Annotated in this window: 20 protein-coding genes and 3 tRNA genes; 3 read left to right on the top strand and 20 right to left on the bottom strand. The window is 40.5% G+C overall.

Annotated elements, in window-relative coordinates; translation table 11 throughout:
* Positions 1-81: 81 nt before the first annotated feature.
* The 12 genes from lon to HNP77_RS10680 form a co-directional block, all read right to left on the bottom strand.
* A complete protein-coding gene (lon, locus tag HNP77_RS10735; protein WP_184653244.1) occupies positions 82-2457 on the bottom strand; it encodes an endopeptidase La in 2376 nt (791 codons plus the stop codon).
* Between the two features lie 94 nt (positions 2458-2551).
* The gene (locus HNP77_RS10730) at positions 2552-3343 is read right to left on the bottom strand and encodes a type I phosphomannose isomerase catalytic subunit (RefSeq protein ID WP_184653189.1); all 792 of its coding nucleotides are present in this window, start codon (positions 3341-3343) and stop codon (positions 2552-2554) included.
* A 23-nt stretch (positions 3344-3366) separates the two neighbouring features.
* The gene (locus HNP77_RS10725) at positions 3367-4275 is read right to left on the bottom strand and encodes a nucleotidyltransferase family protein (protein ID WP_184653188.1); all 909 of its coding nucleotides are present in this window, start codon (positions 4273-4275) and stop codon (positions 3367-3369) included.
* A 12-nt stretch (positions 4276-4287) separates the two neighbouring features.
* Positions 4288-4989, bottom strand: coding sequence for a purine-nucleoside phosphorylase (deoD, locus tag HNP77_RS10720; RefSeq protein WP_184653186.1), 702 nt, complete (start codon positions 4987-4989; stop codon positions 4288-4290).
* Positions 4990-5188: 199 nt separating this feature from the next.
* The gene (gene malQ, locus HNP77_RS10715; RefSeq protein WP_184653184.1) at positions 5189-6766 is read right to left on the bottom strand and encodes a 4-alpha-glucanotransferase; all 1578 of its coding nucleotides are present in this window, start codon (positions 6764-6766) and stop codon (positions 5189-5191) included.
* Positions 6767-6941: 175 nt separating this feature from the next.
* The gene (locus tag HNP77_RS10710) at positions 6942-8279 is read right to left on the bottom strand and encodes an argininosuccinate synthase (RefSeq protein WP_184653182.1); all 1338 of its coding nucleotides are present in this window, start codon (positions 8277-8279) and stop codon (positions 6942-6944) included.
* A gap of 108 nt (positions 8280-8387) precedes the next feature.
* Positions 8388-9137, bottom strand: coding sequence for a purine nucleoside phosphorylase YfiH/LACC1 family protein (locus HNP77_RS10705; protein ID WP_184653180.1), 750 nt, complete (start codon positions 9135-9137; stop codon positions 8388-8390).
* A 17-nt stretch (positions 9138-9154) separates the two neighbouring features.
* Positions 9155-10855, bottom strand: coding sequence for a DUF5312 family protein (locus HNP77_RS10700; protein WP_184653177.1), 1701 nt, complete (start codon positions 10853-10855; stop codon positions 9155-9157).
* A gap of 122 nt (positions 10856-10977) precedes the next feature.
* A tRNA-Glu gene (locus HNP77_RS10695) sits at positions 10978-11050 on the bottom strand.
* Between the two features lie 80 nt (positions 11051-11130).
* Positions 11131-11201 (bottom strand) — tRNA-Gln (locus HNP77_RS10690).
* Between the two features lie 62 nt (positions 11202-11263).
* On the bottom strand, positions 11264-12154 hold the full coding sequence (locus tag HNP77_RS10685; protein WP_184653175.1) for an RsmB/NOP family class I SAM-dependent RNA methyltransferase: 891 nt from the start codon (positions 12152-12154) through the stop codon (positions 11264-11266).
* Positions 12155-12167: 13 nt separating this feature from the next.
* Positions 12168-13439: a glycoside hydrolase family 3 N-terminal domain-containing protein gene (locus HNP77_RS10680; RefSeq protein ID WP_184653173.1), complete on the bottom strand. Its 1272-nt coding sequence runs from the start codon at positions 13437-13439 to the stop codon at positions 12168-12170.
* 129 nt (positions 13440-13568) lie between these two features.
* Between HNP77_RS10680 and HNP77_RS10675 the strand changes: the two genes are divergently transcribed.
* On the top strand, positions 13569-14372 hold the full coding sequence (locus HNP77_RS10675; protein ID WP_184653171.1) for an SDR family NAD(P)-dependent oxidoreductase: 804 nt from the start codon (positions 13569-13571) through the stop codon (positions 14370-14372).
* A 30-nt stretch (positions 14373-14402) separates the two neighbouring features.
* Complete coding sequence (locus tag HNP77_RS10670; RefSeq protein ID WP_184653169.1) at positions 14403-15857, top strand: nicotinate phosphoribosyltransferase; 1455 nt, start codon at positions 14403-14405, stop codon at positions 15855-15857.
* Between the two features lie 195 nt (positions 15858-16052).
* Here the strand turns inward: HNP77_RS10670 and HNP77_RS10665 are convergent, their stop codons facing one another.
* The 4 genes from HNP77_RS10665 to HNP77_RS10650 are packed head-to-tail and all read right to left on the bottom strand — an operon-like array spanning position 16053 to position 19838.
* Positions 16053-16778: a hypothetical protein gene (locus tag HNP77_RS10665; RefSeq protein WP_184653167.1), complete on the bottom strand. Its 726-nt coding sequence runs from the start codon at positions 16776-16778 to the stop codon at positions 16053-16055.
* Positions 16775-18427 carry a serine/threonine protein kinase gene (locus tag HNP77_RS10660; RefSeq protein WP_184653165.1) on the bottom strand — a complete coding sequence of 551 codons (1653 nt, stop codon included), beginning with the start codon at positions 18425-18427 and terminating at the stop codon, positions 16775-16777. The genes HNP77_RS10665 and HNP77_RS10660 overlap by 4 nt, the downstream gene beginning before the upstream one ends.
* Positions 18428-18443: 16 nt before the next feature.
* On the bottom strand, positions 18444-19484 hold the full coding sequence (locus HNP77_RS10655) for a metallophosphoesterase (protein ID WP_246428928.1): 1041 nt from the start codon (positions 19482-19484) through the stop codon (positions 18444-18446).
* Positions 19485-19493: 9 nt separating this feature from the next.
* Positions 19494-19838, bottom strand: coding sequence for an FHA domain-containing protein (locus tag HNP77_RS10650; RefSeq protein ID WP_184653162.1), 345 nt, complete (start codon positions 19836-19838; stop codon positions 19494-19496).
* A 131-nt stretch (positions 19839-19969) separates the two neighbouring features.
* Between HNP77_RS10650 and HNP77_RS10645 the strand changes: the two genes are divergently transcribed.
* Positions 19970-20710, top strand: a complete 741-nt coding sequence (locus HNP77_RS10645) for an IMP cyclohydrolase (protein ID WP_184653161.1) — start codon at positions 19970-19972, stop codon at positions 20708-20710.
* Positions 20711-20882: 172 nt separating this feature from the next.
* Here the strand turns inward: HNP77_RS10645 and HNP77_RS10640 are convergent, their stop codons facing one another.
* The 4 genes from HNP77_RS10640 to HNP77_RS10625 all read right to left on the bottom strand — a co-directional run bounded on the left by HNP77_RS10640 (position 20883) and on the right by HNP77_RS10625 (position 25087).
* Positions 20883-21188 carry a Trp family transcriptional regulator gene (locus HNP77_RS10640; RefSeq protein WP_184653160.1) on the bottom strand — a complete coding sequence of 102 codons (306 nt, stop codon included), beginning with the start codon at positions 21186-21188 and terminating at the stop codon, positions 20883-20885.
* Positions 21189-21281: 93 nt separating this feature from the next.
* Positions 21282-22856, bottom strand: a complete 1575-nt coding sequence (gltX, locus tag HNP77_RS10635; RefSeq protein ID WP_184653159.1) for a glutamate--tRNA ligase — start codon at positions 22854-22856, stop codon at positions 21282-21284.
* 144 nt (positions 22857-23000) lie between these two features.
* Positions 23001-23073: transfer RNA gene (locus HNP77_RS10630), tRNA-Lys, on the bottom strand.
* A 331-nt stretch (positions 23074-23404) separates the two neighbouring features.
* Positions 23405-25087, bottom strand: coding sequence for a 2-isopropylmalate synthase (locus HNP77_RS10625; RefSeq protein WP_184653158.1), 1683 nt, complete (start codon positions 25085-25087; stop codon positions 23405-23407).
* Positions 25088-25206 lie beyond the last annotated feature (119 nt).

The raw sequence follows: 25206 nt of genomic DNA, 5'->3' as shown, positions 1-25206 counted from the left end.
AAATAAACAAAAAAATAAAACCCCGGTTTTGAACCATACAGCAGCTGGCTGTCTGCGGTCAAAACCGGGGATTTTTTTTATTTAGAATACAAAATCTATTACTTCTTCTACCCTGCTTACAGGAATAAAACGAATACCGTTCTTTACATGTGCAGGGATTTCATCAAGATCCCTTTCATTTGCTTTAGGAATCAGGATTGTTTTTATATGATTGCGTTTTGCAGCAACTGTTTTTTCACGAAGCCCGCCTATTGGTAAAACCTGTCCGGTAAGTGAAAGTTCTCCAGTCATTGCAAGATTCGGCTTAATTTTCTTTCCTTTCATTAAAGAAATAAAAGTCGTAGCCATCGTTATGCCTGCACTAGGGCCGTCTTTTGGAGTTGCTCCCTCCGGTATGTGAAGATGAATCGTATTTTCCTCAAACCAGGAACTGTCTTTTATTCCTTTAGCAATGGCATACTGCTTTGACCAGTTAAGGGCAATCTGGGCACTTTCTTTCATTACGTCACCCATCTGTCCCGTAAGCTGAAGTCCGCCTTTTTCTGATCTGTATGCAATGCTCTCAAGAAGAAGAGTGTCCCCGCCCATACTTGTCCAGGCAAGTCCTATTGCAGTACCCGGTATATCAGCTTTCTTTATCTGACTTTCATCAAATACACTTTTACCTAAATACTTTCTTACTTCAGGCTCTCCGATAATAAAAGTATTTCCTGCCAGGTTTTCCTTCAGGGATTTTTTTGAATCCTTAAACTTCTGACTCTGTTCAAGAACAATCTTACGGAGAATTTTATCCATACATTTCTCATAATTACGGACACCGGCTTCCCTTGCATATTCCCTTGCAATTAAAGAATATGCTTCCTTCGTAAACTTAACCTGATTCTTTGCAAATCCGTCTTTTACAAGAATTTTAGGAAGAAGATACTTCTTTGCAATCTCAGTTTTTTCCTGATCGATATACCCGGAAAGTTCTATTATTTCTGCACGGTCAAGTAAAGGCTGAGGAATAGTATCAAGAGTATTTGCAGTAAGTATGAAGAATACGCTGCTTAAATCAAACGGCAAACCGAGGTAAGTGTCTCTGAACGTAACATTCTGTTCCGGATCAAGAACTTCCAGAAGAGCGGCACTCGGATCTCCCTGATTTGAAGCATTCATTTTATCAACTTCATCAATCATGAAAACCGGAGCCTTTGTTTTTGAAAGTTTTAATCCTTCAATTATCTGTCCAGGCTGAGCTCCAATATATGTCCGGAGAAATCCCTTTATTTTTGCCTGGTCATGCTCACCACCAACACTGAAACGATAAAACGGCTTATTCATACAATTGGCAATGGAACGACCAACACTTGTCTTGCCAACTCCAGGAGGACCACAAAGAATAAGTACTGCACCCTTACCGTCATTCTTTAACTTACGTACGGCAAGATATTCAAGAATCCTTTTCTTTACATCTTCAAGTCCGTAATGATCTTTTTCAAGAATTTTTTCTGCGTTTTCGATATTATAATCTTCCACCGGTTCATCATTCCACGGAAGGGAACATACAAGTTCAAGATAAGAACGAATATTATTGTAATCAGGATCATGAGAATCCATCATCTGGAATTTATCAAGTTCACTATCCAGAGTTTCTTTTATTTCTCCCTCAAACTTAAAGGAATCAATCTTTGACTTGAACTTCTGGTATTCACCGGCATGGGAATTGCCAACTCCAAGCTCTTCCTGAATACTCTTCATTTCTTCCCGGAGAAAATATTCCCGCTGATTTTTTTCTATTTTTTCATTAAGCTCTGTCTGAATCTTTTTCTGAACCCGGAGAATTTCCTGTTCTTTCTTTATAAACACCAGAACCTTTTCCATTCTCTTTCTGACATCAACAGTTTCAAGAATCTTCTGCTGTTCTGTTTTCTCGATATTAAGAATAGAGGTAATGAAATCTGCAATTTTACCCGGATGATTTATATTATTCAGATTCATGCGCATTTCTTCGCTGACGAGGGCATTAGCCTCACCAATTTCACGCATTTCACTTATAAGGGCTCTTGTAAGGGCTTTTACTTCAAAAGAGTTTTCACCTGTATCAGGAAGGTACTCAACGGCAGCAACCATCGGACTTTCTGAAGAAAGAATTTTCTTTATTCTGAACCTGATAATAGTTGATACAAAAAGATTAACGGCACCATCCGGAAGATTTGTCTTTTTTATTATCCGTGCAGCCGTACCAACCTTGTAAAGGTCCGCTGCAGAAGGATTCTTCTTATCTTCTTTAAGAAGTACAAATCCTACATAGCCATCCCCCTTGTAAGCTTCTTCTATAGTTTTTATATCATCATTGCTGTTTACCATAAAAGGAGTAAAAATTCCCGGAAAAATAGGAATTCCTCCCAACGGAAGCAGGCAGAGCTTATCCGGGAGATTCATTTCCTGTGGCATTAAAGTCGTTGAATCACTTATACTTAAGTCTTCGTTATCTGTTAACTTATCTTTTTTACTCATACTTTCAATATACTGAAAATATGGCAAAAAGACAAATTTTTACGCGATTAATTCATTCTGCAAGACAGGTAATTTTCATGAACGTAAAGTCACCCTCAAAATGAAGGTCTTCTTCCGGAGAAAAAGCAAAGGCATCTTCAGCAGCAAAAGAAACCCCGTTTACACTTCCCTGTCCGTCAAGAATAAAGCACAGCATTACATCTGAAGGAGAAGTATTCTTTCCGCATGACCTTATATCATACGAACCTGACACGCAAAGCTTTTCCAGTAAGAAGTAAGGACAGCGGAAAGACCCGGCAAAAGGGCCCGGAGGCAAAAGACCGTCATTCTTAATGCAGGCAATGCCTTTTTCTACATGACATTCGCGTCCCCTGTTAAAATCATAAAGCCTGTAGGTAACATCACTGGACTGCTGGATTTCAAGAAGCCTCATCCCTTTTCCGATTGCATGAACCGTACCAGAAGGAATGAAAATGAAATCTCCCTTTTTTACAGGAACATAATTAAGGTAAGATTCAAGAGTGCCGCCTTTAATGGCAAACTTAAGCTCTTCCGGAGGATAATCTTTCTTCAGTCCATAAATAAGACGAGCATCCGGCTGTGCATCCAGAACATACCAGCACTCAGTTTTTCCACGACAGTTTTCATAAAGAGCCGCTTTTTCATCATCAGGATGAACCTGTATACTCAGACTGTCATCAGCCTGAATTATTTTTCCGAGAAGCGGATAATCTCCGCCGGCAAAAGATTTAAAATCTTCCTGACATCCATTAGGATGCGTAGATGCAAACCAAAGTTCGTATCCCCATATTTTTTCGGATTTTATAGCCTCAAGTTTAAGCATACAGATTCCCCTCAATTATATTTTTACTTCTGCCAGAGTACTGACGGATAATAACCGCACTTTATCTTTTCTGCGATTTCATCACGGACTATCTGGCGGTCTTCAGGATAAGTCATTCCGAACCACTTTTCAGGTGAAGTATAAAACTTTACGGTACCATGACCATGCCTGACAATATCACTGGCTGCAACAGGAAGCAGGGCTTCTTTCTTTGCCTCTCCCAGTGAAGTCTTTTTGAATTCATCCCAATAAACATTGAATTCTTCAAATGCCTTAAGGGAAAAGCCAAAAAGATTCATGCTGACCCATTCTTTACCGGTAAGAGGAATTTCCTTTCCGTCAATTTCACTTACAATGCCGTCTCCTTTGTAGGATATTTTAGTATTCTCTACAATAGAATCCAGGAAACCGTCTTTTACGGTACAGACACCGCGGCTTACAGATCCGCTGCGGCTCATGGTATTGCCGAGTACATAACCGACCATTGCATGTTCCGTTGAATCTGATTTTATAGACGAAAGATGTCCTGCAAGAGTTTTAAAAGCTTCCTTTCCGTAATAATCATCACTGTTTATTACAGCAAAAGGTGTCTTTACCGCATCCTGAGCGCACAGCACTGCGTGTACCGTTCCCCACGGCTTCGTACGTTCAGCACATCTGGAAAGTTCCTCATCATTCAGAAGAGAATCTTTTGACTGAAAAACATATTCCGCATCAAAATTTCTGGCTACACGGTCAAAAAGACGTTCACGGAAATCCTTTTCAATATCTTTTCTGATTACGAATACAACTTTTCCAAAACCGCACCGCTGGGCATCGTAAGCTGCATAATCAAGAAGACATTCATTGTTTTTACCTACGGCATCAATCTGTTTAACTCCGCCATAACGGCTTCCCATTCCGGCTGCAAGCACTAAAAGCGTTGGTTTCATGACTCTTCCCGTTTATTTTGTTATTGCTTCGAGAGCGATTTCTATCATATTTGTAAATGTTGTCTGTCTTTCTTCTGCAGTTGTCTCGCCGCCAAGAAGAATATGATCACTTACAGTAAGAACGGCAAGAGCCTTTCTGTTAAACTTTGCAGCAAGTGTATAAAGCTCGGCAGCTTCCATTTCTACACCCATTGCACCATATTCTGCCCACAGCTTCCAGTTTGATTTTGGATCATAGAACATATCGCTGGAAACAATATTACCTACATTTGTTTTAAGTCCTTTTGCAACGCTGGCTTCATAAGCATTCTTAAGCAGGTCAAAATCTGCAATCGGAGCATAATGAAGTCCGTTAAACCTCATGGTGTTAAGTCCTGAATCAGAACAGGCACCCTGTGCAAGAATAACTTCACGAAGGGCAATGTCTTTTCTTACGGCGCCGCAAGTACCTACACGAATAGCCTTCTGAACTCCATAAAACTGGAAAAGTTCATTTACATAAATAGAAAGAGACGGCTGCCCCATACCGGTGCCCTGAACAGAAACCTTCTTACCCTTGTAGGTTCCTGTAAAACCGTACATTCCACGGACTTCATTATAGCATTTTGCATCCGTTAAAAAATTTTCTGCAATAAATTTTGCCCTTAAAGGATCTCCCGGGAGAAGAACTGAATCTGCAATAGCTCCCTCTGGTGCGTTAATGTGTGTACTCAATTTTTATACTCCTTTTATAATAATTCTTTCCACAGTTATTTTGGGAAAGGTCTTACATTATATCACAATACTGATAAAATGGCACAAAATAATTATTCTGAAAAGGTTTTCAGAATAATTATTTTATTTAGGGTTTACTACAAACCCTAAAAACGGCGAAGTCAAGGCTTTAAGCGTACGCGTGCCTTAACTCGACGTATTATAAAGAATTAATCCTGTCATATTCCTTAACAAGGGCAGCCAGTCTTTTTGCAGCAGAAAGATCAGGTAATTCATCAAGTTTCCACGCCCAGTTGCCGCCTGAAGCTGAAGGAACATTCATTCTTCCATCCGAAGAAACATTCAGCACATCCTGCAAGGGAATTATACAGTATCTGGCACGGGATTTCATCGCGCATTCTATCAGGGCAGAACATATCTGTTCCTCAGAAAGAGAAGGATCCAATCCCAGATATGAAGCAATATTCTGTCTGTACAGGGGAGGATTTTCCTTCAAAGCTCCGACAGTCGTATTATTATCATGGGTTCCAGTATAAACAACGCAGTTATCTGTTTCAAAATTTTCAGGGAGATACAGATTTTCTGCACTTTCTTCCGTCCAGGGCTGGTCATTAAATGCAAACTGAAGGATTTTCATTCCCGGAAATCCGCAGTCATCCCTTAACCTTGCAACTTTTTTTGTAATGAGGCCAAGATCTTCTGCAATAATTTCTGCACGGGGGCACTTCTTTTTTATAACGTCAAAAAGCTCCTTTCCAGGCCCCTTCATCCATTTTCCGTTTACTGCAGTTTTTTCTCCTGCTCCGACTTTCCAGTAAGCTTCAAATCCACGGAAATGATCAATGCGGACAATATCCGTAAGTTTCATCATATGCTCAATGCGCTTTACCCACCAGGAATATCCGTCTTCCCTGAGAGATTTCCAGTCATAAAGAGGATTACCCCATAACTGTCCCGTAGAAGAAAAATAATCAGGAGGAACGCCGGCCTGAGCTTTCAATGCCAGAGTTTTCTGATTTATCTGAAAAAACTTTTTATTTGCCCATAAATCAGCACTGTCAGCGGCAACAAAAATAGGAATGTCTCCTATTATTCTTATTCCATTCTCCCCGGCATATTTTTTAAGGGAATTCCACTGTGAAAAGAAAAAGAACTGAATGACTTTTATCTGTTCAAGTTCTTCACGATGCCCTGCAGTCCATTCATTTAAGGCACTTTCATCATGACGGGCCAGTTCTCTCGGCCAGAATTCATTCCATCGGGAAGCTGCACCTTCGACTTTTTTTTCTGAAGCTTCAGCGTCATAATGTTTTTTTATTGATGTATACAGAGCAAAATCATCAAGCCAGTAACGGTTTTTCTTTTTGAAAGTTTCAAAAAGTTTTTTATCTTCATCTTGTGCGGAAGTAAGAAAAAAAGCTGCACATTTATAGAGGACAGGCAGTTTCCACCACACCACGGCACCATAATCAATTTTTCCTGAAGGTTTTATATAATCAGGAACCGCCGTATCTGCCTTTTTTGCCCAGCCCCGTCTGACAAGATCTGCAATATCTATTAAAAGGGGATTTCCGGCAAAGGTAGAAAAACTTGCATAAGGAGAATCGCCGTAACCGGTAGGTCCTAAAGGAAGTACCTGCCAGAGAGACTGTCCTGATTTTTTTAACCAGTCACAGAATGAAAAGGCATTTTTTCCCAGCGTACCGATACCTTCTTTTGACGGAAGGCTTGTTATGTGAAGGAGGATTCCTGAAGAGCGTGCATTTTTCTTTGTCATAGGAAAAAGTATAGTGCATAAAACGGTTAATTTCCATGAAAAAAAAAGACCTGCTGAAAATGAACTTTCTCAGCTCAATCTCAGCAGGTCTCTTCTTTACCTTATGCAGGGGCGTTCGGGGTCCACAGGCGACGGGTGCTCAATATATCGCACCCTGTTTCGTTAAAGAGTTTTTTTACTCAGTAGGTCTCTTCTTTAATTTCTTAGATTTTACTACTGCCTGTCCAGTGCCTGTGGACTGCTCCATCATGGCTCTTACTTTCAACGGGAGTCCGAAGAGGGTTATGAAGCCTTCTGCGTCTTTGTGGTTGTAAAGTTCTCCAGTCGTAAAGCTTGCAATTGATTCATTATAGAGGCTGTAAGGAGAATGACTTCCTGCACCGCGGATAGAACCCTTATAAAGCTTAAGCTGAACCCATCCTGTTACAGTTTCTTCAGTCTTGTCTACAAATGCCATACAGCTGTCAAAAAGGGTTGTAAACCATTTACCGTCGTAAATAAGTTCTGCAACTTTGATGGAAAGCTGCTGCTTATAATGATATGTATCACGGTCAAGACAGATATGCTCCATCATTCTGTGTGCAGCATAAAGGATTGCTCCACCCGGTGTTTCGTATACACCGCGGCTCTTCATTCCTACACAGCGGTTTTCACAGATATCAACAAGTCCTACTCCATTGCGGCCGCCGATCTTGTTGAGTTCAGTCATAATCTGAAGACCGTTCATTTTCTTACCGTTTACGGCAACAGGAATACCCTTATCAAATTCAATCTTTACATACTCTCCGCCTTCCTTTGCTTCTTCAGGAACAACGGTATTCTTGAGCATATGTTTATAATTCGGTTCATTTTCAGTCTTTTCAAGTTCAAGACCTTCATGGCTTAAGTGCCATATATTTTCGTCACGGGAATAAGACTGGTCTTTCTTCATAGGAACTTCAAGTCCGCGGTCTTCAAGATACTTTATTTCTGCTTCACGGCTGTCCATGTTCCATTTATCATCACGCCATGCTGCAATAACCTTAAGGTCAGGTGCAAAAGCTTTAATTGCAAGTTCAAAACGAACCTGGTCATTTCCTTTTCCTGTTGCTCCATGACAGATTGCAACAGCCTTTTCCTGGCGTGCATATTCAACGAGAATTTTTCCGATAAGAGGTCTTGCTGTTGAAGTACCAAGAAGATATTCATCTTCATAAACAGCATTTGCCTTAAGGGCTGGCCATATGTATTCTTCAATATATTCCTGACGGGCATCTACTACATAGCAGGCAGATGCACCTGTCTTGAGGGCACGCTTTTTAATTGACTTCCAGTCATCACCCTGTCCTACATCAATGCAGACAGCAATAACATCGTAATCATAATTTTCCTTGAGCCATGGAATAATTACCGTAGTATCAAGTCCACCGGAATAAGCAAGGACTACCTTGTCTTTCTTTGCTTTTTTTGCTGCCTTTACAGTCTTTTCTGCCTTAGCAGGTTTTGCAGCAGCCTCAGTCTTTTTCGTTGCCATAGAAAACCCTCACAATAAAATGAAAATTTATACATCCAATATAGTAATTAGTTTATAAATATGCAAGCAAAATGCATAAAAATACTATAAAAAAAGCCTTTTAAGATTTTAAAATTTAATGAAAGCAGCCTGGACAGTAAATTTTCCGGCTTTTTCTTCCGGAGGTAAACTGGCAAAGGGGGCTGTTTCCCTTCTGAAAGAACCGAACTTATCATTACAGCAGGTACATTCAGGACGGATGCAGATATTTCTATCCGGAACACCGCAGCGCTTTAAGACGGCAATGTTTGCCGCAGCAAGAGAAAGGGCATACTGTCCGGGAGAAATAATTTTTATACAGTCCGGGGTGAAATTATCAGCAAAATAAGAAGCCCTCTGTTCATCTACATTATAACAGCAGTCATGAATATGAGGTCCAAGAACAATCCTGAAGTTTTCCGGCTTTGAACCGCATTTTTCTGCAGCAAGAGAAAGGGCATTTTCAACAATACCTGTTCCTTTCCAGCCGGAATGCAGCATTCCCGCTACACCTGAAACCGGATCATACATATATATGGGCATGCAGTCTGCAACGGTGACAACGGGAATTATAGAGCGGTTAGAAGTAAGAATACCGTCTGCCTTAATCCCGTCACACTCAGAAGCTTCATTAACAAACACAACTTCTTTTGAATGATACAGTTCAACCTGTGCGATTTTTCTGTCCCTTCCGCAAAGTTCAGAAAGAAATGACTGACGGTTCTCATTAACTTCATTCCATCTGAAACGCATGGACCCTGCATTTCTGAGAGTCATACCCCACACCGGAGAATCATTATTTTCTGTAAACTGTCCATATAAAACACTGCCGCTTTTCATATAAACATATAATCCCGTTACATTGCAGAAGAATCAAGGGACTCAGCTTCAGTAAGCACGTCATAGGCATGATCAACAACAGTATAAACAAGAGAAAGATTCTCTTTAAATTCCTTATTCTGCCTTCCGCCGATCTTTGACCAGTTTGAAAGACCGCCGTAATACTGGCTTTCAGAACCGTTTACAACCGCACCAAGAATACTTTTTACAGAACGGAACCATTTGCCTGCCTTTTCTATAAAATTCTGTGAACTTTCATCCACATCAGACATAACTGCATCAAAACTTTCACGGGAAGAAGAAGCACGCTCAGGATTATGGCCAAGTCCTGCAAGCACAGAACCAATATCTCCATTTTCGGCTAAGGATGCATTAAATACGGCAAAATCATTACGCATGTTCTGAATCGTCCTGAAATCGTCAGCAAATTCAATTGTATTTTCTTTTATAATAAAATCTCCCTCAAGCATGACTGTCTTCAAAACCGGTTCATGAGCTCTGATTATCGAATCAAAAAACATCCAGATAAATCCCATGGACATTTCATAACGGAAAGTATATCCGGTCCACAGTTTTTTCCAGGGACGTACAGGTAAAAGAGGAATTCCATCATAATCAAAATAAGTCTTTATCTTTATCTGCATCCTGTATTTCTTGTAATCAAAAAGCCACTGATTCCACCGGATATCAAAATTAGTCCTCCACTGACTCTTGAATTTTACAAACCAGTCTTCTCCCCCGCCAAAAGGTTTTGAATCATACAGGGAATTATCAAATACAATACGTGCAAGATCCTTTACGGGAACACCGCCTGAGAAAGAGCGGATTTCTTCAATATGAAGCTGGGCTCCGTTTATAAACTCACTTACCAGCTGCTCCTCATCTCCTTTATTAGGATTCTCAGCAGTAGTGTTATAATAAAAGGAAAACAAAGCAACCAGAGCTTCGTTTGCAGGAAGGTTTACAACACTCATTATTTTCGCAATGGACGCAAAGTCTGACCTGGCAATATTATAAAGACACTCTTTTGAAGGCGTAAAATTTTTTATAAGTGAATCCACGTGCATTCTGTTAAATGCCGTCAGCCACTCAATGGACCGCACGCACATGTACATCATGGTCCTTTTAGATTCAGGAAGATTATCAAGGGCATCTTCCATTTTCTTTATAAGCTGAACTCTTGTTTCTGAAGTCAGATTTTTCGTAAAGGGAAACTTATATGGATCAACATCCTTCTGTATTTCCTCTGCAATATCAGGAATTACAATAGTACTTAAATAATAATAATAAAGTCCTGGATTACTTTCATAACTTTCCACATATGGCATGAAAAATTCCTGTACTTTACGAAGCATGTAAAGTTTTTCGTACGTTCCCAATGTAAGGACACTGCGGTGATGGGAAATAAGCCCGGGATACGTATGCTCAACATCATGAGCAAGACGGGTGATGAGAGAAGTATTATAAATATCTTCCTGCCGTATATTAAAAAGCGCAGCTTTTATTTTTATCCAGAGACGTCTTAAAAAAGATTCCTGCTGCAGTCTGACTGACAGGCTCTCACGAAAATTAGGGTCATCAGCAGGCAGCACTGAAATAACATCCTCATTCTCTTCTTTTGAAGACCTGCTTACTTTATCAAGCATATCCTTTCTTTCGTCATCAGACATAGAGGAAACCATTCTGTCGAATCCGGACATTGAATTATCTGGTGCCATAGATTACCTATCGTAAAAAAAACAAAATATTTTGTAAAGTAACGTTTGTCAGGTTTTACAAAAAGACATAAGGAAGTTAAAAAGTGTTGAAAAAAGATATTCTGAACATACAAATAAAAAAACGGTCCCTACGGGAGTCGAACCCGTCTTTAGAGATTGAGAATCTCTCGTCCTAAACCGATAGACGAAGGGACCAGCTTAACAGCCGGCATAAAAAAGGGACTGTCCAAAAGCCAGAAGCCGTCTTCTAAAACTTTTGGACAGTCCCCTTTTAGTTCCCCAAGGAGGATTCGAACCCCCACAGTCAGAACCAGAATCTGAAGTGCTACCATTACACAATCGGGGAATGCAATGTGCATGTAATATATAAGTTTAATAAAAAACTGTCAATAGATTTTTCTTATTTTTTTAATTTTTGTTTATTTTTTTTATAAGGGAAAAATAAAGCGGACCTGCACCTTCTGCACAGTCAGGACGTATATGAAAACCATATTCAGTCTTAACCGCAAGCGAAAATATTTTCTTTAAGTATTCAGAAACATTTTCAGAGAGTTCCGATTTCATAGTTCCAGAAAAAACAGAAACATTACGTGCAAAAATACCGGAAATGTATTCCAGAGAACAAACCTCCCCGTCATCAAATTTTTTCAGTAATTTTGCTACTACTCCGTCATTTTCGTCCCGGCTCAGGGCACAGGTACCATACAAAAGAAAACCCTCTTTCCTTAACAGACGCCAGGCTGAAGACATAAGGGACCACTGTTCCATTGAAAGAGTGCGGATTCTTGAAGGAGACCAGTCATTCAGATATTTTGAATCCGCAAGAACATGACGCTCGCTGGAACAGGGTGCATCCAGAAGTATCGAATCATAGGCTTCACTTTCTCTTTTACACCAGAGCGCACCGTCACTATGACTGGTAACAACGGCAGGCAAAACCTCTTCAGGCAATACGGACTCTACAACTTTATCAAGCCGGGCTTTTCTTGGAGCAGACCTTTCATTTGACTTGAGGCTGCATTCCTTATTTTTTATTCCTGCAAGGACAAGAGTTTTACCGCCGGGGGCAGCACACAAATCAAGAAGTTTCTCTGCCCCATCCACCGGCAGGCACATTGCGGCAACTATGCTTCCCGGATCCATAAAATATGATTCTCTGTTCCAGGATAATTCCACATAAATATTTTCTCTGAAAAGAGCTTCTTTCAATACAGGCCACCTTTCTCCATAAAGAGCCTTGTAATACTCATCAAATCCCCGGGCACCAGTAAGTTTTTTTTCAGAATCTTTCTGTTTCATAAACTGCTTTCCTCTAGAAATTCTTCCGATAAAAATTCATTCCCGATTCATAAGATTCAAGGAACACATCAAGTCTTTTACGTTCAGGCATTTCATCTTTTTTATTTCGGACGCAGACTTTTCCATCTTCATTTCTGTAACATTCCAGAATACCATAATGAATTTTAGAAAGGATTACCCTCTGTTCTGATTTTTCAAGACGGTTTCTGAAAGATTCATCCGAAGCAGCTTTATCCAGAAGCACTCTCAATGCAGATGCAAAGCGTTTTTCACTGAGCATTATTATGTCAGTACCGGCTTCTACAGCTTTTACAGCGGCAGTTTCCGGAGGAAAACCGTTTCTGCTCAAAGCCGCCATAAAAATATCATCGCTTATTACAAGACCATCATAAAGATATTCGTTTTTTAATTTTTCATTTATCCAGTAGCTGCTCAAGGCTGCAGGCTCATTTACTTCTGAAAAAGCAACCCTGGCATGTGACATAAGAACTGCACCGGGACTGACAGTAAGAATGAATTCAAACGGTTTCAGGTAAACCCTGTAAAACTCAGATTCAGGCACTGTTATTTCCGGAAGCCCTGTATGAGGATCTGTATTCGTGTTACCAGGAAAATGCTTTACGACAGTACAGATTCCTGAAGCCTCAAAAGCATTTATCTGTGCAATGCAATAAGCCACTGTTTTAGCAGGAGAACCGAAACTTCTTGTAAGAAGAAAATCCCTGTTCTCCTCCACCAGCGGTTCTGCCACGGGAGAAAGATTCATTGTAAAGCCGAGAGCCTTCATCTGTTCCGCCTGAAAAAAATACAGCCGTTCCGCCTCCGAAGGTGAAAGAACTGACGCAGTCTTCTGGCTTGAAGGTAACGGACTTGTAACAGAACGCAGCCTGTTTACAACGCCTCCTTCCTGATCTACCGCAATAATAGGAAAAGGTAATCCTGAATCATCATAAACTTTTTTTATTGACTCAATGTAGTGCATTACCTGAACGGCATTTTCACCAATATTATATGAAAAAAACAGACAGCCCCCGGGAACGAGAACCCTGTCAGAAAGTTTTTCCTTTTCTGACTCCAGTTCCGGATATATATCTGCATATGACTCTACAGCATTAAAGACAGTACTGCCTTCTATATTTACAAGGAACAGCTGGCTTGCAGCATCCTCAGGAGACATATTCCTGACATAACTGAGGGCAGCCTCTTCCTGCTCTTCCTTTGAAAATGAATCTGCCGGATAACAGGGGATTCCGGTTAAAATAAAAGCTGCAATTAAAACAATCATCCCTTTTCTTAAACAAAAGCTCATGTCCTGTAGATTATCAGATAACATATTAAATTTAAATATTAAAAAAAGTACCGGCAAAAGCATGATATATAATAAAAAAAGTTTTAATGCTATAATTTAACCTGTATGAAAGAAATAATAATAGTAACCGGTGCATCCAGCGGAATGGGGACCTGTTTCGCAGCAGAACTTGCGGATGAACAGCCGGATGAACTGTGGCTCGTTGCAAGAAGAAACGACAGGCTTGAAGCTCTAAAAAAAGAAATAGAACTTAAGCACTCAGGCGTAAAAGTAAAACCTGTTGCCCTGGATATAAGCGGAAAAAAAGGAGCTTTTGAAATAAAAGCCCTGCTGGAAGAAGAAAACAAAATTCACGAAAAAGAAGGAGGCATCTGCATAAAAGTTCTTGTAAATAATGCCGGCTTCGGAACCTACGGAGAATTTGCAGATACCGACACAGAACGGGAAATGGACATGATTGAACTCAACTGCACTTCCCTGACAGGAATTACAGGATTTGCACTTCCATATATGAAAAAAGGAAGCAGAATAATTAATACCGCAAGTCTTGCTTCATTCCTTCCTCTGGGAAACTTTGCGGTATACGGAGCTTCAAAAGCATTCGTCCTGAGTTTCAGTGTTGCGCTAAGGGCTGAGCTGAAACACAGAGGAATAAGCGTTACGGCTCTCTGTCCCGGTCCCGTAAGCACGGAATTTGCAGATGTAGCATCCAGAGGTGCAAGAAAAGAAGTTCTTCACGGAAAAGATCCTGTCAAAACCGTACGTCATGCAGTAAAGGCATCCAGGAAGGGAAAACTTTACTCCATGTTTGCCTTCAAGTGGAAATTTAAAGCAGCAGCCAGCAGATTTATCGGACGCTATGCAGGCGCATGGTTTACTTTCAAATATTGCAAAAGACCAAGCAATTGATATAATTTTGTTTTAGCAGAAGGACGATTTATGAATCAGCAGTACAGAATCACAAGCGCACTTTTTACAGATTTTTATGAACTGACTATGGCTCAGGGATACTGGAAACAGAACATGAACCATAAAGTTGTGTTTGATATGTTTTTCAGAAGAAATCCGTTTAACGGAGGCTTCAGCATTTTTGCCGGAATAGAAACTCTTCTTGACGTAATTACGGAATTCAGATTTTCAGACGAAGACATAGATTATCTTAGAAGTCAGAAAATTTTTGAAGAAGGATTTCTTGACTACCTCAGAGACTTTAAATTCTCAGGAGACTTATGGTCATTTGAAGAAGGTTCCGTTATTTTTCCTCAGGAACCTCTTGTCCGCATTCATGCTAACCTTATTGAAGCCCAGATTCTGGAAGGTTTAGTACTCAACCATATAAATTTTCAAAGCCTTATTGCCACAAAAACCGCCAGAGTGTGGCTCGCCAGCAAAAAAGGCAGCATAATGGAATTTGGACTCAGGCGTGCTCAGGGACCGGACGGTGCAATGAGCGCAACCAGGGCTGCCTACATTGGAGGTGCTGCAGGAACAAGCAACACCCTTGCAGGAAAAATATACGGCATACCGGTAATGGGAACAATGGCTCATTCATGGATAATGAGTTTTCCAAGTGAACTGGAAGCTTTTGAAGCCTATGCAAAAATTTATCCTGAAAAAACAGTATTCCTTATTGATACATACGACACCTTAAAAAGCGGAATCAAGAACGCCATAAAGGCTGGTGCAAAACTTGTTGAACAGGGATACAACTTCGGAGTCAGACTTGATTCCGGGGATATTTCATACCTTACCCAGCAGGTCCGCAAGGAACTTGACAAGGCGGGCTTTCCGCAGGCATTTATTTCCGTTTCAAATGAACTGACGGAAGAAATCATAGAAACCCTCGTACAGCAAAATGCACCAATAGCAAGCTGGGGTGTCGGCACACATATGGTCACAGGGGGCAACGAAGCAAGCTTTACCGGTGTATATAAACTGGCAGCCCGTCATGATGCAGTAAAAAATGAAATGGTTCCTGCAATGAAATTCTCAGACAATCCTGCAAAAACTACAAATCCGGGCATAAAGAACGTCTGGAGACTTTATGATGAAAACTCCATGGCAAGGGCAGACATTCTGGGGCTGGAAAATGAAACCATCGAACCTGAAAAAGAATACCGTTTCTACCACACCATGATTGACTACAGACAGTTTACCTTCAAGGCAGCTTCCGTAAAACCGATGCTTTCACTCAGACTTAAAGACGGACAGAGAACAAAAGAAAGACTGGACGATTCAGTACAGTTGAAAAAAAGCCGTGAAGTCATGATGAAGGAAATAGAAACTCTTGATCCTTCATACAAAAGAATCCTGAATCCTCACATCTATAAGGTTTCTATAACGGAAAAACTTAAAGACCTGAAGCTTGAATTCATAAAAGCGAACATCAGGTAAATAAAAAATTTAACCTGCGGGGGCTGTCCAATAAGTATGAGTCATTGCCGTGCTCGACAGCCTGTCATTGCCGCACTTGATGCGGCAATCTCGTGCAGAGGGATTTTCGGGTCGGGCCCGAAAATGACACTTATAAAAAGTTGTTGACAGCCCGAAAATGACAGTTTTTGAACTTACTGGTCATCCCCTTTTTTATTATCCGGCAGAAATTACAGAAAGCATGTAAGTTTCTTTTGAAACCCGAAGGAGCTGCAGGAAAGTTACGTTTTTATTTTTCAAAAAATTCCTTAGTTCATGAACCAGCGTACACAAATGCCTTCGCGTTTTCTGACTGTCTTCATTCCATAGATACATACAGATTTCTGAAACTGCAGCCTTTCTGTTTTTTCTGTCATAAAGATAACTGATAAGTTTTTCCTTCAGACCGCCCAAATGATTTTTCCTCAAAAAATCCTCGAAACTGCTGACGTTTCCCTCAGGGGAAAACTCTTTCTCACGGCATATGCAGCTGATGTAAGGATTTATTTCAGGACTTTCCAGCAGATTCTGCAGGCGGATCCAGATTGTACTGTACTTTGCGAGTTTTGAAACCGTAAAAATAGGATTAAAATATTCTTCGTTTTTCAAAGCCCAGTAAAATGCCCTCCGGTCACACTGCGGAAAAGGATCATTGTATACCACGACAGGAATCAGTATTCCTTCATCAAGAAAAAGACTGTACGGATTAAAAGAATCAAGCTGAACGGAAGACATATCAACGAGAACAAAATCAATCTCATTGAATTGATGTGCTTCTACGTAAGAATAAAATTCCTCATGATCCGTCATTATCTTTACAGAAAGCCCGTCCTTCTCAAGAATTGACGACAAGTATTTCCAGACGGACACCTGAGACTCTTTTGTAAGTAAAACCGAAGTCATTTCTTTTTTTTCATCCCGGCATTAATGAAAAGTTCATCCTGATACCAGTCAAGTCTGAGACTGAAATACTCATCCTCATAATCTTTATGAACAGCCTTAAACTTATATACATTACTGGTGACAAAATGAGAAGGATTAACAGTATCAAGATCAACGTAGGAATTTCCATACAGAATCAGAAAACGGGTTCCGGAAGAAATATCCTGTCCGCTCTCCACATCACAGGCCGACGTATGAAGGTTTATCTTTCTGACTGCATTGCCGCGGGAAAAATCCACGGAAACATTAAGGGCATCTCCGGTGACGTTTATATTTTTCCAGCACACATAAGGTCCAGATGCAATCTTAACCCTGTATTTTCCCGGTTTCAAATACACTGGTTTCGTACTGCAGTACAGGGCAGCGCCAGAAGATTTTTCATCTGCAGTAAAGATGCGTCTTGTGTTTTTTACCTCCGGAATATGGTCATTGTCATCTACAAAAAAGAATGCCCTGGACTGAAGGTCGGCATCAGCACTGGCAGTTGAAGGCAGTTTAAGGCTTAAAGTAACAGGAGAATACCACCGGCTTAAAAGCGTTTTATGAATATAGCCCTCGTTCCAGGCAAAACGAATGGAAGCTGCAATCAATATAAAAGTAAGGACACATGTAAATACAAAAGAAAACCATCGCCGCTTTGGCTTCATGACTTCATAGGAAAGGGCTTTTGATGAAATTACCGACTGGGCAAGCTGAACCCTGAGTGCATGAGTATCATATCGGGAAAGATAAGCCCTGATTTTTTTTATGACTGCATCAATATTCTTAAACCTTCTTTCAGCCCTTGGCTGCATCATTTTTTTTATGAGGGAACAGACAACAGAAGGAAGCTTCGGATCAAGTTTTTTTGGAGGAACATACTCCCCTTTTTTTATGCGGCTTATATTCTTTCTGGTCATTTCACCGGGATAAGGTTTTGTTCCCGTAACCATTTCATAGAGCATGACCCCCATGGAATAAATGTCAGCCCTCTGATCTACCTTACTTGAATCTGCAATCTGTTCAGGGCTCATATAAGCCGGAGTGCCGAGAGTTGAACCGGAACGGGTTATGCTGTCTGAAATTTTCTTTGAATCGGAAACAGTTTTTTCTGCTGCTTTTTCCTGAATTTTATTTTCTGAAACATCACTTTCTTTTTCTGCCGAAGCGATTCCAAAGTCAGCAAGTTTTACCTCACCATGTCTTGAAATAAGAATATTACCTGGCTTTATATCCCTGTGGATTATTCCCTTTGAATGTGCATGTTTCAATCCGTAACAGGCATCAAGAAAAATAAGAAGAGATAATTCTGCCGGAAGAGAAACCTGCCTCTCGATGAGTTTATCCAGAGACATTCCGTCAACAAACTCCAGAACGATATAATCAGACCTTCCTTCCGTAAAATAATCAAACATACGGACTACATAAGGAGAAGAAAGATCAAGAAGAATCTGCGCCTCACGCTTAAACCGTTCCCTGATGGACTGTCCGCCTGCTTTCAGCATAAGTTTCTTTATGATTACAGTTCTCTTCAGGGAAGGATGCAGGGCCCTGTAAACAGTACCCATTCCTCCTACTGCAACAACAGACAGTATCTTATATTTTCCAATCACTTCCGGAACAACAGCCATTTTTACCTCTTTAGTTTTAAATCACACTGATTATACTTTTTTCAGGATCAAAGTCACTAGCCCTGCCCACAACAGCAACGTTCATTTTTTCAGGATTATGAAACTGAACATAAGAACCGTTCTGCCTTAAATAAAATTTATCTCTTACAGGTCTGTGTCCTCCAAACCAGAGGGCTTTTTCTTTATCAAGTCCCGTAAGTTCCTTAAAGAGTTTCTGAACGCATCCCTCATCAGCTGCATCATTATCCGTCCAGGTAAAGGAATGCACCACTTCTCCGCTGCCTTCTATTATTTTTTTTCTGGTATAGAATTTTCCGGGCTCTGCATGAGAAACACAAAAATCCTTAAAAGCACAGCACAGCGGAAGATTTTTTTCCCAAAGGCTGATCAGATATAAAACTGCATCACCATACACCTGCCGTATGAAATCACAGGTCATCTGGCCTTCGTTTGCATATTTGTAAAAGGGAAGATTTCCGTTTTCTGATGAATTAAGAATGTTTTCGTGATTTCCCTTAAGAAAATGAAAGTTTTCAGGAAAGATTTTTTTTAGTTCCATAACGGCACGCATGGTGGCAATATTTTCTTTCATTTCTTCCTGCATCGACGGACCTGCCGCAGCGCTGCATTTCCAGTCTTCATAAGCCTGCATCCACCTCATTCTTCCGCGCTTTTCTGAATGAATGCCGTCACCAACGCATACAACTATTATTTCTTTTTCTGCAAGAAGATCTGCCACACGACAGCCGGCTGAACTGAATGCAGTACCGTCAAAGGCTCCTGTTTTTTTTAATGAGGAAACATCCAGTTTCAGCAGATTAAGAAGAAAATCTTTCCGTCCGTGAAGATCAGGAACAAGAATTACAGGAAGAGTATTTTTCGTAAAATCCAGAAGGGCTCCGCATTTTCCGTTCCGCTTTACAGGCCGGTAAAAAGCAGTTTCGTTTTCTAAAACAGAAACCGCCTCATCCAGTTCTTCCATAGCAGTCCGGTCATCAGGAAGTTTATCAAGAGAGACATAATCCTCAATTTTTTTTAATAAACTGTTTTGATTCATCAAAAAAAATCAGCCCATTATAAGGTTAGAAGATCCCACTGTAATCTTATCACCGGGATTCAAACGTACATACTTATCAGGAGGAATGCGTCTTCCATTCAGAAATGTTCCGTTTGTTGAGTTTTCATCTTTCAGGAAATAAGCATCACGTATTTTCTGAATCATACAGTGATGACGGCTGGCAAGTTTATTGTCAATGACAATGGTATTGTCCGTTTCTCTGCCGATTGTAATCTTTGCAACAAGGGTTATGCGTTTCTTGTTGAATACCAAATACGAAACCTGCTGGCTTTCTGCAATCCTTTCAAGATGCTGGCCCAGGGGACTTGCGTTAACTACTGTTGTATCTGCCATACAATTATTATACCCCGAATAATAGAAAAACGCCAACAACTATGATATAATCCGGAAAAACTGCCGGAAGACGCAATCAAAAACATTTGAAAACGTATGAATGCCGCCGGAGCTTTATAAAGGAGAACAAAATGGAAAAAAAAGACCTTGCATCAACTCTTTCTCAAAATGAATATCCGGGAAGAGGAATTATTGCAGGAAAATCAGAAGACGGTAAATATGCCGTTGCTGCCTACTGGATTATGGGAAGAAGCGAAAACAGCAGAAACAGAGTTTTTGTTGAAGAAGGTGACGGTATAAAAACACAGGCCTTCGATCCTTCAAAGCTCACAGATCCAAGCCTTATAATCTACTCTCCTGTAAAAGTTCTTCCTGGAATTACAGTAGTTACCAACGGAGACCAGACTGACACAGCATGGGACGGACTTAAAAAAGGACTTACATTTGAACAGTCCCTTCGCTCAAGGAAATTTGAACCTGACGCTCCTAATTTTACCCCGCGTATTTCTGCAGCACTCCATGTTGAAAACTCAAAATACGATATTACCCTTTCAATTTTGAAAAGTGATGACGGAGATGAAAACGGAACAAACCGCTTTACCTTTGCCTACGAAAACCCTGCCGCAGGAACAGGCCGTTACATTCACACATACATGCAGAACGGAAATCCACTTCCAAGCTTCAGCGGAGAACCGGAAAAAGTTGAACTCAAGGGAAACATCGATGAATTAACAGAAAGAATATGGAACAACCTGAATGAAGACAATAAAGTTTCATTATTCGTACGCTATATTGAAATTGCAACCGGCAAAACAGAAACAAGAATCGTAAATAAAAACAAATACGTCGAGTCAAGGCACGCTAACGCTTAAAGCCTTGACTTCGCCGTTTTGAGGGTTTGTACTACCCCCTCAATAAAAAAAATATCCGGTAAAGCATCCAGAAACAGAAGGATACTCTACCGGATATTCATATTCAATCAGATACAGTCATCATAAAACAAACTCAAATTCCCGCAATGACTATAAAAAAAGAAATATATGTTTACTGATCAGCCTTTTCCCGGTTTTTCAGGATAGAAAGAACTTTCGTAAAAGCAGAGTCTTCCTTTTTCATTTCACGGGAACCTCTGGTAATATTGCACAATGACATACTGAATTTTTTTGCAATTTCGCGCTGAGTAGTTCCGGCATCAAGTTCCTTTACAAGATTCCAGCGGTTCGAAAAATCTTTAAGTTCTGCCTTAGTAAACAGACAGCCGAAAAAATCAAAGATAAGTGTTTCATCCTTAATTTCGGCAAGCAGCGAGCAGATTTCTTTAATTGTGGAATTTACATCGTTGTCACTCATAATGGCATGCACCTCAATGTATTTTTCTAAAAAGCAAAAAAAGACCGCCCTTTCCATGCAGGAAACAACGGCCATTTTTCCAGTTCAGTTCAATTAAAACTCTGCAAGAGTCCTGCGGATTCTTTCTACAGATTTCTCAACACCAAGTATAAGAATCGATCCCATAAGAGGTGGAGAAACACGACTTCCTGTTACAGCCATGCGTATAGGCATCATGAAATCTCCCAGCTTTATTCCAAGTTTTTCCGCATAGCTTTTTGCGAGAGCTTCGCTGGCTTCATGATCAAGAGAAGGAAGCTGTTTTACGAATTCAATTGCATTTTCAAGAACTTCTTTTGTCTTTGCCTCATCAATCTTTTTAGGAATGATGTCAGCCTTAGGAGGAACTGCCGGTTCTGTAAAAAGGAAGTGAACCATTTCTGCAGCATCCGTAAGGAAATGAAGGCGTTCTTTAATGAGAGGCATAAGCTTCATCAATGCAGCCTTTACATCTGCCGATGACATATTCATTGAAGAATCTACACAAACCGGTTCTCCATCATCTCCCATAGCTACTCCAGAATATTCCGGACCAACTTTTGGTTTCGGCTGAGGATTTTCAGGATTAATTTCAAGACATGCGTCTCCTGTTCCGGTAATAAAAGGCAGTGTCCACTTATAAAGTTCTTCATCAGTAAGTGCACGGATATACTGACCGTTATACCACTCAAGCTTTTTGTAATCAAAAACTGCAGGAGCCTTATTAAGATGTTCAAGCTTAAACTTCTTTCCAAGCTCTTCAAGAGTATACATATCAACACCATCATCATAAGAACAGCCGAGAAGAGCTACATAATTAACGATTGCCTGTGGAAGATAGCCTCTTGCGCGGAATTCATTAAGGGATGTTGATCCGTGACGTTTTGAAAGCTTCTTACCGTCAGAACCGTTTACCATCGGAAGATGGCAGAATTCCGGATGTTCCCAGCCAAATGAACGGTACATCTGAACATGAAGAGGTGTTGAAGGAATCCATTCCTGAGCACGCATTACATGAGTAATTTTCATCATATGGTCATCTACAATATTTGCAAGATGATATGTAGGAAATCCGTCTGACTTAAGCAGAACAGGATCTGGAGAAATATCTTCATTTTTCCAGACGATGTCACCAAGAAGATGATCAGTAAATTTTGTTTCTCCCTCAAGAGGAACCTTAAGTCTTATTACGTAAGGTTTTCCTGCATCAAGATTAGCCTTGATTTCCTCAGGAGTAAGATGACGGCAGTTGCGGTCATATCCAGGTGGAAGCTTGTTTTCTGTCTGTATTTTTCTGATTCTTTCGAGACGTTCTGCGTCACAGAAACAGTAATAGGCCTCACCCTTCTCTACAAGTTTCTGTGCATATTCCTTGTAAAGCTCAAAACGCTCACTCTGAACATAAGGGCCATATTCACCCCCTTTTGAACCGCCTTCATCCCAGTCAATTCCAAGCCATGCCATAGTATCATACAGGTTCTGTACATACTTCTCGTCATAACGGGTACGGTCTGTATCTTCAAGACGGAGAATAAATTTTCCACCCTGTGAACGTGCATAAAGATAATTAAAAAGCGCAGTTCTTACGCCGCCGATATGCTGAAGCCCGGTTGGAGACGGAGCATAGCGAACCCTTACTTCTTTTTCCATAAAAACCTCATATATAACAGTTAATCTTAATTTCTCCTGGGATTATAACTGCTTTTAACATAAAGAACAATGCCGGCTGAATATTAAAAGACAGTACTATCCGGGGTAAAAAAAAAGCACCGGAATTACTTCCGATGCTTAATGTGAGCTATTGCAGACTCGAACTGCAGACAGCCGCCTTAAAAGGGCGGTGCTCTACCACCTGAGCTAATAGCCCATCCGTTCGTTGAACGTGAGGATAATATATACATTAACATAAAAATGGTCAATAGGATTTTTGATTTTTTTTATAAAATATTTTATTTTTTTTAAAAGTACGGGGATTTAAAAAGAAAAACCCCCGCATATCCAACGGATGCTGCGGAGGTCAAAAGGAGAGGAGGATGCAGAAAAAAGGGGCTGATTGATAAGTACAATCTTTAAGTCAGAACACAGCCCCCAAAACTGCGTGTTTATTGCCCTTGCAATAGTCAATAAAACAAACACCGGATGACAATCAGGGTTACATTCTGCAAAGCCTCTGCCTGGATAATTTTCTGTTATAAAACTTATCTTATCTGGTTAAGGGCGCTTACAACAGCATCAATACCAGCCCTTCCGACACTGGTGGATTTTCCGGCACCCCAATACTGCTGTCCGTCTTCACAGGTAATCTGAACATAAGCAACGGCACTGGTATCGTTTCCGGTTCCGACACTGTGTTCATGGAATGCAGTAATACTGAAGGCTGGAGCAGGAGTTGACTTTAATGCTGAAGAAAAGGCATCAAGAGGTCCGTTTCCTTTTTCACCGATAGTAAACTTTTCTCCCTTCCAGGTTACTACGCCGCGGCACATGGTAGTTTCTCCGGAAGTTCCGCTTCCTTCGAGATGAGTTTCAGAAAGGTCTACAATAGAGAGATTTCCCTTTGCATCAAGCCACTGTTTAACGAAGAGATTGTAAATTTCTTCTGTCTGAAGTTCACGCTGAGCTTTATCAGCAGCAGTCTTGATAATGTCTCCCAAAGCAGGATGCATGGCCTTAGGAAGAATAAGTCCATATTTTTCTTCAAGAATATAGGCAGCTCCACCCTTTCCGCTCTGACTGTTGATACGGATTATTCCTTCATACTGACGTCCGATATCATGAGGATCAATAAGAAGGTAAGGAACATCCCAAAGAGCATTTTTATCCATCTTTGTTCTGGCAGCCATTCCTTTTCTGATGGCATCCTGATGAGAACCGCTGAATGCCGTAAATACAAGTTCTCCCGCCCACGGGCTTCTCGGATTAATTTCCATTCCGGTAAAGCGGTTATACAGTTCTGCAATTTCAGGAAGATTTGTAAAATCAAGTTCAGGATCAATTCCCTCAGAAAACATATTAAGGGCAACATTAACTATATCAAGGTTTCCGGTACGTTCTCCGTTTCCGAAAAGACAGCCTTCAGTTCTGTCAGCGCCTGCAAGAAGGGCAAGTTCTGCTGAAGCAACACCGGTTCCCCTGTCATTATGACAGTGGGTTGAAATAATTACATTCTCACGGTCTGAAATATGCTTTGCAAAATATTCAATTCTGTCTGCATAAACATTCGGAGTATAGCACTCAACGGTTGTAGGAAGATTCATGATTATTTTTTCACCGGGAAGAAGATCCCACTCTGCCTTTACAGCCTCGCAAACTTCAATTGCATAGTCAATTTCAGTCATTGAAAAACTTTCCGGAGAATACTCAATGCGAATCTTTTTACGGTCTTCTTCAGAAAGACAGCTTTTTATACAGCGGACCCCTTCTACTGCAATCTGCTTAATTTCTTCCTTTGATTTTCCGAAGGTATACTTACGCTGAGCAGGAGATGTTGAATTATAAATATGAAAAATTGCCTGCTTACAGCCCTTAAGAGCTTCCACTGTCTTTTTAACAAGTTTTTCCCTTGCCTGACATAAAACCTGAATCGTTACATCGTCAGGTATGTGATTTTCTTCTATGAGGCGGCGGCAGAAATCATATTCAGTATCACTGGCAGCAGGAAATCCTACTTCAATTTCCTTAAAACCGATTTTTACCAGAAGATCAAAGAATGCAAGCTTTGTATCAATTCCCATTGGATTTACAAGAGCCTGATTACCGTCCCTGAGGTCAACAGAACACCAGAGAGGGGCTTTTGTTATTCTCTTTGAAGGCCATGTTCTTTCTGTAAAATCAAGATCAACAAAAGAACCGTATTTTCCGTTTGGATTCATTCCGCTCATATCATTACACTCCCTTTTACAATAAAAAAAGACCTGCCGCCTAAGCAACAGGTCCCTTTGTTTACAAATCAAATATGATATTGAACAATACTAAAACCTAGTGCCTGAGCAATCACAGT

The organism is Treponema rectale, from assembly GCF_014202035.1.
GTDB classification, from domain to species: Bacteria; Spirochaetota; Spirochaetia; order Treponematales; family Treponemataceae; genus Treponema_D; species Treponema_D rectale.
This window is presented reverse-complemented; position numbering and strand designations above follow the sequence as displayed.

Coding starts and splice junctions, on each gene's coding strand:
- HNP77_RS10725 (WP_184653188.1), bottom strand. CDS start 4,275: ATGAAACCAACGCTTTTAGTGCTTGCAGCCGGAATGGGAAGCCGTTAT.
- HNP77_RS10660 (WP_184653165.1), bottom strand. CDS start 18,427: ATGGCTGTTGTTCCGGAAGTGATTGGAAAATATAAGATACTGTCTGTT.
- gltX (WP_184653159.1), bottom strand. CDS start 22,856: ATGGAAAAAGAAGTAAGGGTTCGCTATGCTCCGTCTCCAACCGGGCTT.
- HNP77_RS10680 (WP_184653173.1), bottom strand. CDS start 13,439: ATGATTGTTTTAATTGCAGCTTTTATTTTAACCGGAATCCCCTGTTAT.
- HNP77_RS10655 (WP_246428928.1), bottom strand. CDS start 19,484: ATGAATCAAAACAGTTTATTAAAAAAAATTGAGGATTATGTCTCTCTT.
- malQ (WP_184653184.1), bottom strand. CDS start 6,766: ATGACAAAGAAAAATGCACGCTCTTCAGGAATCCTCCTTCACATAACA.
- HNP77_RS10675 (WP_184653171.1), top strand. CDS start 13,569: ATGAAAGAAATAATAATAGTAACCGGTGCATCCAGCGGAATGGGGACC.
- HNP77_RS10645 (WP_184653161.1), top strand. CDS start 19,970: ATGGAAAAAAAAGACCTTGCATCAACTCTTTCTCAAAATGAATATCCG.
- HNP77_RS10670 (WP_184653169.1), top strand. CDS start 14,403: ATGAATCAGCAGTACAGAATCACAAGCGCACTTTTTACAGATTTTTAT.
- HNP77_RS10650 (WP_184653162.1), bottom strand. CDS start 19,838: ATGGCAGATACAACAGTAGTTAACGCAAGTCCCCTGGGCCAGCATCTT.
- HNP77_RS10730 (WP_184653189.1), bottom strand. CDS start 3,343: ATGCTTAAACTTGAGGCTATAAAATCCGAAAAAATATGGGGATACGAA.
- HNP77_RS10665 (WP_184653167.1), bottom strand. CDS start 16,778: ATGACTTCGGTTTTACTTACAAAAGAGTCTCAGGTGTCCGTCTGGAAA.
- HNP77_RS10710 (WP_184653182.1), bottom strand. CDS start 8,279: ATGGCAACGAAAAAGACTGAGGCTGCTGCAAAACCTGCTAAGGCAGAA.
- HNP77_RS10705 (WP_184653180.1), bottom strand. CDS start 9,137: ATGAAAAGCGGCAGTGTTTTATATGGACAGTTTACAGAAAATAATGAT.
- HNP77_RS10625 (WP_184653158.1), bottom strand. CDS start 25,087: ATGAGCGGAATGAATCCAAACGGAAAATACGGTTCTTTTGTTGATCTT.
- HNP77_RS10700 (WP_184653177.1), bottom strand. CDS start 10,855: ATGGCACCAGATAATTCAATGTCCGGATTCGACAGAATGGTTTCCTCT.
- HNP77_RS10640 (WP_184653160.1), bottom strand. CDS start 21,188: ATGAGTGACAACGATGTAAATTCCACAATTAAAGAAATCTGCTCGCTG.
- HNP77_RS10685 (WP_184653175.1), bottom strand. CDS start 12,154: ATGAAACAGAAAGATTCTGAAAAAAAACTTACTGGTGCCCGGGGATTT.